This is a genomic window from Kaarinaea lacus, from assembly GCF_975902315.1.
In genome coordinates, this window is record NZ_CDLKIE010000416.1 from 1 (window position 1) to 6,260 (window position 6,260).

At 46.6% G+C, this 6,260-nt stretch carries 8 protein-coding genes and 1 tRNA gene; all 9 read left to right on the plus strand.

Annotated features, from left to right (window positions below; genetic code table 11):
• The coding region (locus tag ACWVCM_RS13145) for an EF-Tu C-terminal domain-related protein (protein ID WP_455202222.1) at positions 1 to 132 on the plus strand (132 nt) is incomplete at its 5' end.
• An 83-nt stretch (positions 133 to 215) separates the two neighbouring features.
• A tRNA-Trp gene (locus tag ACWVCM_RS13150) sits at positions 216 to 291 on the plus strand.
• A gap of 64 nt (positions 292 to 355) precedes the next feature.
• Positions 356 to 691 carry a preprotein translocase subunit SecE gene (gene secE / locus ACWVCM_RS13155; RefSeq protein WP_455202215.1) on the plus strand — a complete coding sequence of 112 codons (336 nt, stop codon included), beginning with the start codon at positions 356 to 358 and terminating at the stop codon, positions 689 to 691.
• A 14-nt stretch (positions 692 to 705) separates the two neighbouring features.
• The gene (gene nusG, locus ACWVCM_RS13160) at positions 706 to 1,239 is read left to right on the plus strand and encodes a transcription termination/antitermination protein NusG (RefSeq protein WP_455202216.1); all 534 of its coding nucleotides are present in this window, start codon (positions 706 to 708) and stop codon (positions 1,237 to 1,239) included.
• A gap of 156 nt (positions 1,240 to 1,395) precedes the next feature.
• Positions 1,396 to 1,830, plus strand: a complete 435-nt coding sequence (gene rplK, locus ACWVCM_RS13165; protein ID WP_455202217.1) for a 50S ribosomal protein L11 — start codon at positions 1,396 to 1,398, stop codon at positions 1,828 to 1,830.
• The gene (gene rplA, locus ACWVCM_RS13170) at positions 1,830 to 2,522 is read left to right on the plus strand and encodes a 50S ribosomal protein L1 (RefSeq protein WP_455202218.1); all 693 of its coding nucleotides are present in this window, start codon (positions 1,830 to 1,832) and stop codon (positions 2,520 to 2,522) included. Before rplK ends, rplA begins: the two co-directional genes overlap by 1 nt.
• A gap of 269 nt (positions 2,523 to 2,791) precedes the next feature.
• Positions 2,792 to 3,322 (plus strand): 50S ribosomal protein L10, encoded by a 531-nt coding sequence (gene rplJ, locus ACWVCM_RS13175; RefSeq protein ID WP_455202219.1) that lies wholly within the window; start codon positions 2,792 to 2,794, stop codon positions 3,320 to 3,322.
• Positions 3,323 to 3,379: 57 nt separating this feature from the next.
• The gene (gene rplL / locus ACWVCM_RS13180) at positions 3,380 to 3,760 is read left to right on the plus strand and encodes a 50S ribosomal protein L7/L12 (protein ID WP_455202220.1); all 381 of its coding nucleotides are present in this window, start codon (positions 3,380 to 3,382) and stop codon (positions 3,758 to 3,760) included.
• A gap of 377 nt (positions 3,761 to 4,137) precedes the next feature.
• A partial coding sequence (gene rpoB / locus ACWVCM_RS13185) for a DNA-directed RNA polymerase subunit beta (RefSeq protein WP_455202221.1) occupies positions 4,138 to 6,260 on the plus strand: 2,123 nt, incomplete at its 3' end.

Sequence of the window (6,260 nt, forward strand, 5' to 3'; positions counted from 1 at the left end):
ATGCCGGGAGACAACGTGAACATGGTAGTGACGTTGATCGCCCCGATTGCGATGGAAGACGGGCTGCGTTTTGCGATCCGCGAAGGCGGACGTACCGTGGGTGCCGGCGTCGTCGCGAAAATTATTGAATAAGTATTAACGTCGTTGCACGTCTTAGTGGTAACGCTAAGACGTGTGACTTTATTTGTTTTAAATATTTTGGACGAATTTGGTTTAGGCCAGTAGCTCAATTGGCAGAGCGGCGGTCTCCAAAACCGCAGGTTGGGGGTTCGATTCCCTCCTGGCCTGCCAACCAAATAATTCAGTTGGCGGGCGTTTTGGAATTCGTTCTGGCCTTAAAGTAGAGATTCAACGTTTGGATAAATTAATACTAATTGTTTCGGTATTACCCTTGCTTGCTGCAACCGGGGCCTTTTATTACTACGGTGATGAGTCCCTGTTGTTAAGAGTCGTTGGGCTATTAGTCGCATTAATAATTTCTGCGTTTATCGCTTATCAATCTGCGCCGGGTAAGACGGCCTGGGGGTTTGTTAAGGATTCTCGCACTGAAGTTCGTAAAGTAGTTTGGCCAACGCGAAAAGAAACCGCCCAAACCACGTTGTTTGTAATTGTGGCAGTCATCATTATGGGTATATTTTTCTTTTTGCTCGACATGCTCCTGGGATGGGCTGTCCGTCTGCTGACCGGTTAAGAGGGATGTGATAAATGGCAAAGCGATGGTATGTAGTACATGCCTACTCAGGTTACGAGCAACAAGTAAAGCGCTCATTGGTAGAGCGTGTTCAGCGCAAGGGCGTGCAAGATAAATTCGGCGAAATCTTAGTTCCCACCGAAGAAGTGGTAGAAATGCGCGAAGGTCAAAAGCGCCGTAGCGAACGCAAGTTTTTTCCTGGCTATGTGCTGGTGAATATGGAAATGGACGATGATACCTGGCACCTGGTGCAGGATGTACCCAAGGTATTGGGTTTCATTGGTGGTACTGGGGATCGTCCTACGCCGATATCCGACAAGGAAGCCAACGCAATTTTACAACGTGTGCAGGAAGGCGTGGAAAAACCACGGCCCAAAGTCCTGTTCGAGCCTGGCGAAATGGTGCGTATTATCGAAGGCCCATTCAATGACTTTAATGGCGTTGTTGAAGAAGTGGATTACGAAAAAAGCAAAATGCGCGTATCGGTATTAATTTTTGGTCGCTCAACACCTGTCGAACTGGAGTTCGGTCAAGTTGAGAAAGGCTAAGCAGTGCAGCTTTAGCTGCGTTGCCTGGTCAGGTGTTATTTGTAGTTTTGTTAAACATACGGGGAGCTGGATAAAAATTTATCCAAGTTAACTTACTCTAGGCAAGTTAATGGCGGCAAATTTGTAACAGCGTTCGCACCCACAGGAGTTATTGCAATGGCAAAGAAAATCGAAGCTTATATCAAGCTGCAAGTGCCTGCTGGTCAGGCCAATCCGAGTCCACCAGTTGGTCCCGCGTTAGGTCAGCATGGTGTCAATATTATGGAATTCTGTAAAGCGTTCAATGCTCAAACGCAAAGTATGGAGCAGGGAATGCCGGTCCCAGTGGTAATCACTGTCTATAACGACCGTAGCTTCACATTTATAACTAAAACCCCTCCTGCTTCTATTCTGTTAAAGAAAGCAGCAGGTATTGGCAAAGGATCCAGTGTACCGAACCGCGACAAAGTTGGAAAAGTAGGTCGCGAGCAACTGGAAGAAATTGCCAAAACCAAAATGCCCGATCTCACTGCAGCCGATATGGATGCTGCTGTGCGTACTATCGCTGGTAGCGCCAGAAGTATGGGGATTGAAACGGAGGGTGTTAAGTAATGTCTCTATCAAAACGTGCAAAAGCCTTTCGTGAAAAAGTGGAGGCTACCAAATTTTACGCCATTGACGAAGCGCTGGATATTCTGAAATCCATGCCGCCAACAAAATTTGACCAGTCAGTGGATGTGGCTGTGAACCTTGGTGTTGATCCTCGTAAATCAGATCAGGTCGTGCGTGGTTCTACGGTATTACCAAACGGGACGGGTAAAACAGTGCGTGTTGCTGTTTTCGCGCAAGGTCCCAATGCGGATGCTGCAAAAGAAGCCGGCGCTGATATCGTTGGTTTCGACGATCTTGCGGATGACATCAAAAAAGGCAATATGGACTTTGACGTGGTGATTGCCTCACCTGACGCGATGCGTGTGGTAGGCCAGTTGGGTCAAATCCTGGGGCCTCGTGGATTAATGCCAAATCCAAAAGTTGGCACTGTTACTCCGGATGTTGCCGGTGCAGTAAAAAATGCCAAGGCTGGTCAGGTTCGTTATCGTACCGATAAAGCTGGAATTATTCATTGCTCAGTGGGCAAGGTTAGTTTTGACGTTGCAAGCCTTAAGGCCAATATTGACGCATTGTTGGTGGATTTGAATAAAGCCAAGCCCAGCGCCGCAAAAGGAACCTATTTTAAGAAAATTTCCGTGTCTTCGACCATGGGTCCGGGGATTACGGTAGACAAGGCAACGTTAAATATTTAGCGATTTTGATATAGGCCGGCTATACGCTGGTTTACGTCAAAGACCGTAGGTGTGATAAATGGTGTTAGTTAATCCGTGCTGATTGCATCACCAGGCCTCACTTAATCAATACTGACGTTTTTATAATTGTTGTACAGCAGTTGCGAAAAAGTCACTAAGCCTACGCAGACGGTGAAGCCCAAGGCGAACTTAGGCCACCGTTGATAAAATGGGGTTGTACATAGTTTTCTGTACGGCTCTTTTGTTTCAACAAACTGGAGGTATATCTCGTGGCTTTAAGTCTCGAAGAAAAGAAGGCTGTTGTTGCGGAAGTATCCGATGTGGCAGCAAATGCACATTCTGCTGTTGCGGCTGAGTATATCGGCCTCGATGTAGAGCAGATGACGCAACTTCGTGCTAAAGCACGTGAGTCAGCCGTTTATATGCGAGTCGTCAAAAACACTTTGGCGCGTCGTGCCCTGGAAGGTACCGACTTCGAGTGTATGAACGAAGCGTTGACTGGTCCGCTGGTTCTTGCGTTTTCTCAGGAAGACCCAGGTGCGGCTGCACGTGTAATCTCTGATTTCACCAAAGAAAACGACAAGCTAGTTGTTAAGTTGGTGTCAATTGGAGGCAAGCTATTGGCGGCGGGCGAAATCAAGCGCCTGGCTAATATGCCCACGAAGGATCAAGCTATCGGTATGCTGATGTCTGTTATGAATGCACCCATTACTAAACTTGCTCGTACGTTAAATGAGGTACCCGCAAAAATGGTGCGCACCGTAGCAGCTGTTCGCGACCAGAAGCAACAAGCCGGATAAATAACTTTTTTAAAATTCAATCGTTCGCCTGGGCGATCGTAAACAGGAGTAATCAAAATGGCCGTATCGAAAGAAGATATTTTAGACACAATTGCAAACATGTCAGTGATGGAAGTCGTTGACCTGGTTGAAGCGATGGAAGAAAAATTCGGCGTTTCTGCCGCTGCGGTTGCTGCAGTTGCTGCGCCTGCTGCAGGTGGTGGTGAAGCTGCTGCTGCCGAAGAAAAATCAGAGTTCGACGTTATTCTTGCGAGCTTTGGCGAGAACAAAGTGGGTGTTATCAAAGCGGTTCGCGGTATCACAGGCCTGGGTCTGAAAGAAGCGAAAGCTATGGTAGAGGGCGCTCCTTCACCAGTGAAAGAAGGCGCTACCAAAGAAGAAGCCGAAGATATCAAGAAACAGCTTGAGGAAGCTGGCGCACAGGTTGAACTTAAGTAATCTGGCGCATACGGGCCGCTTCAGTGTGCTGTTGACGCATGTGATTGCGTGACGAAGCGGCCCTTAATTTAGCACACCAAGATTTATTCAGTAACAGGCATATAGCGACTAAGGTACAACTGTATTATTAGTGTCTGTTGTAAAAACAATGAAAATTTTAACAGTGTTTGGCTGGAGCTTCGTGCGGCCGGCCTTTTGCTGTTGGTTAAAATTTGGGCTGTACATCAAAATAAGATGTACTCCCGAATACAATGTAAAACGCATTGGGACTATTTGAAGTGAAAGCGTCTTGATTTTTGAGTCTTTTGACTAAAAAAGCTGGGGCGCAAGAAAAATAGTTACGACTAACGTGTGATCGACGATATAGAGGAACGCACATGGGTTATTCCTTCACTGAAAAGAAACGTATTCGCAAAAACTTTGGCAAATTCCCCAGCGTTATGGATGAGCCGTATTTATTGGCGATCCAGGTAGAGTCCTATCGCAAATTTCTTCAGCTTGATACTGGTCTTGATGATCGAAAAGCAGAAGGATTGCATGGGGCGCTAAAGTCAGTCTTCCCAATTATAAGTTATTCAGGTAATGCGGGTCTTGAGTACGTTAGCTATCGCCTGGGCTCACCAGCATTTAGTGTAAAAGAATGTCAGTTGCGTGGCCTGACTTACGCAGCACCGTTGCGTGTAACTGTGCGCCTGGTTATTTATGATAAAGATTCCAAAGCAACGCCCAAGCCTGTTAAGGATATTAAGGAACAGGAAATCTACATGGGTGAAACACCGCTAATGACGGATAACGGTACCTTCGTTATTAATGGCACAGAGCGAGTTATCGTTTCCCAATTGCATCGTTCACCGGGTGTTTTCTTTGATCATGATAAAGGGAAAACGCATTCTTCCGGAAAATTGTTGTATCACGCGCAAGTTATTCCCTATCGTGGATCCTGGCTGGATTTCGAGTTTGATCCCAAAGACTGCGTTTTCGTACGTATCGATCGTCGTCGCAAATTGCCTGCAACAGTGTTATTGCATGCATTGGGTTATAGCAATAACGAAATCCTGGCAATGTTTTTCGATTCCGATACTTTTACCTTTGGTAAAGATGGTGCCAAACTGGAGTTAATTCCTGAGCGTTTACGTGGTGAGACAGCGACCTTTGATGTTAAAGCCAAGAGTAAAGTGGTTGTTGAAAAAGGGCGCCGGGTGACTGCGCGTCATATCCGTGAATTGGAGAAAGCCGGCGTTAAATCATTGGCAGTTCCATTTGAATATCTTCATGGCAAGTCAATCGCAAATGATATTGTTGACGAAGAAACAGGCGAGATTGTCGCTAACGCGAATGATGAGATTACACCGGAATTGCTGGAGAAGTTACTCGAGGCAGGTGTAAAAAATGTCAACACCCTGTATACCAACGACCTTAACAATGGGCCATTTATTTCAGACACTTTACGTCTGGATGAAACCCGTGAAGTGCTGGATGCGCAGGTCGAAATTTATCGCATGATGCGTCCAGGTGAGCCGCCTACAAAAGAAGCGGCCCAAAGTCTTTTCGAAAATCTGTTTTTTAACTCAGAGCGCTATGATCTGTCCGCAGTAGGTCGCATGAAGTTCAACCGTCGCCTGGCTCGCCAGGAAAGCACGGGTGAAGGCGTGCTGAGCAAAGATGATATCGTCGACGTATTGAGGGCACTGATCGATATTCGAAACGGTAACGGTTTTGTTGATGATATCGATCACCTTGGTAACCGCCGTGTTCGTTCCGTTGGCGAAATGGCCGAAAATCAGTTCCGCGTAGGTTTGGTGCGTGTTGAGCGAGCTGTTAAGGAACGATTGAGTCTGGCGGAGAGCGAAGGCTTGATGCCACAGGAACTTATCAACGCCAAACCGGTGTCTGCGGCAATTAAGGAATTCTTTGGCTCCAGTCAGTTGTCACAGTTTATGGACCAGAATAATCCATTATCGGAAGTGACGCACAAACGACGCGTATCGGCTCTGGGCCCTGGTGGTTTAACACGGGAGCGTGCGGGATTCGAAGTGCGTGACGTACATCCCACCCATTACGGTCGTGTTTGCCCTATCGAGACGCCTGAGGGACCAAATATCGGATTGATCAACTCGTTGGCGGTTTATTCGCGAACCAATGAATATGGTTTTCTGGAAACACCATACCGTAAAGTGATTAATGGCAAAGTAACGAACGATATTGAGTATTTATCTGCGATTGAAGAAGGGCAGTTTGTAATTGCCCAGGCAAATGTGAATATCGATAGTAAAGGTAAATTGCTTGATAGTCTGGTTTCCTGCCGCCATCAAAATGAATTTACCATGACCCTGCCCGACCAGGTGCAGTATGTTGACGTATCACCACGTCAAATTGTTTCAGTTGCAGCATCATTGATCCCCTTCCTTGAGCATGATGATGCAAACAGGGCTTTGATGGGATCGAACATGATGCGTCAAGCAGTTCCGCTAGAAACAGGAGAAGGACGAAATGTTGGGAC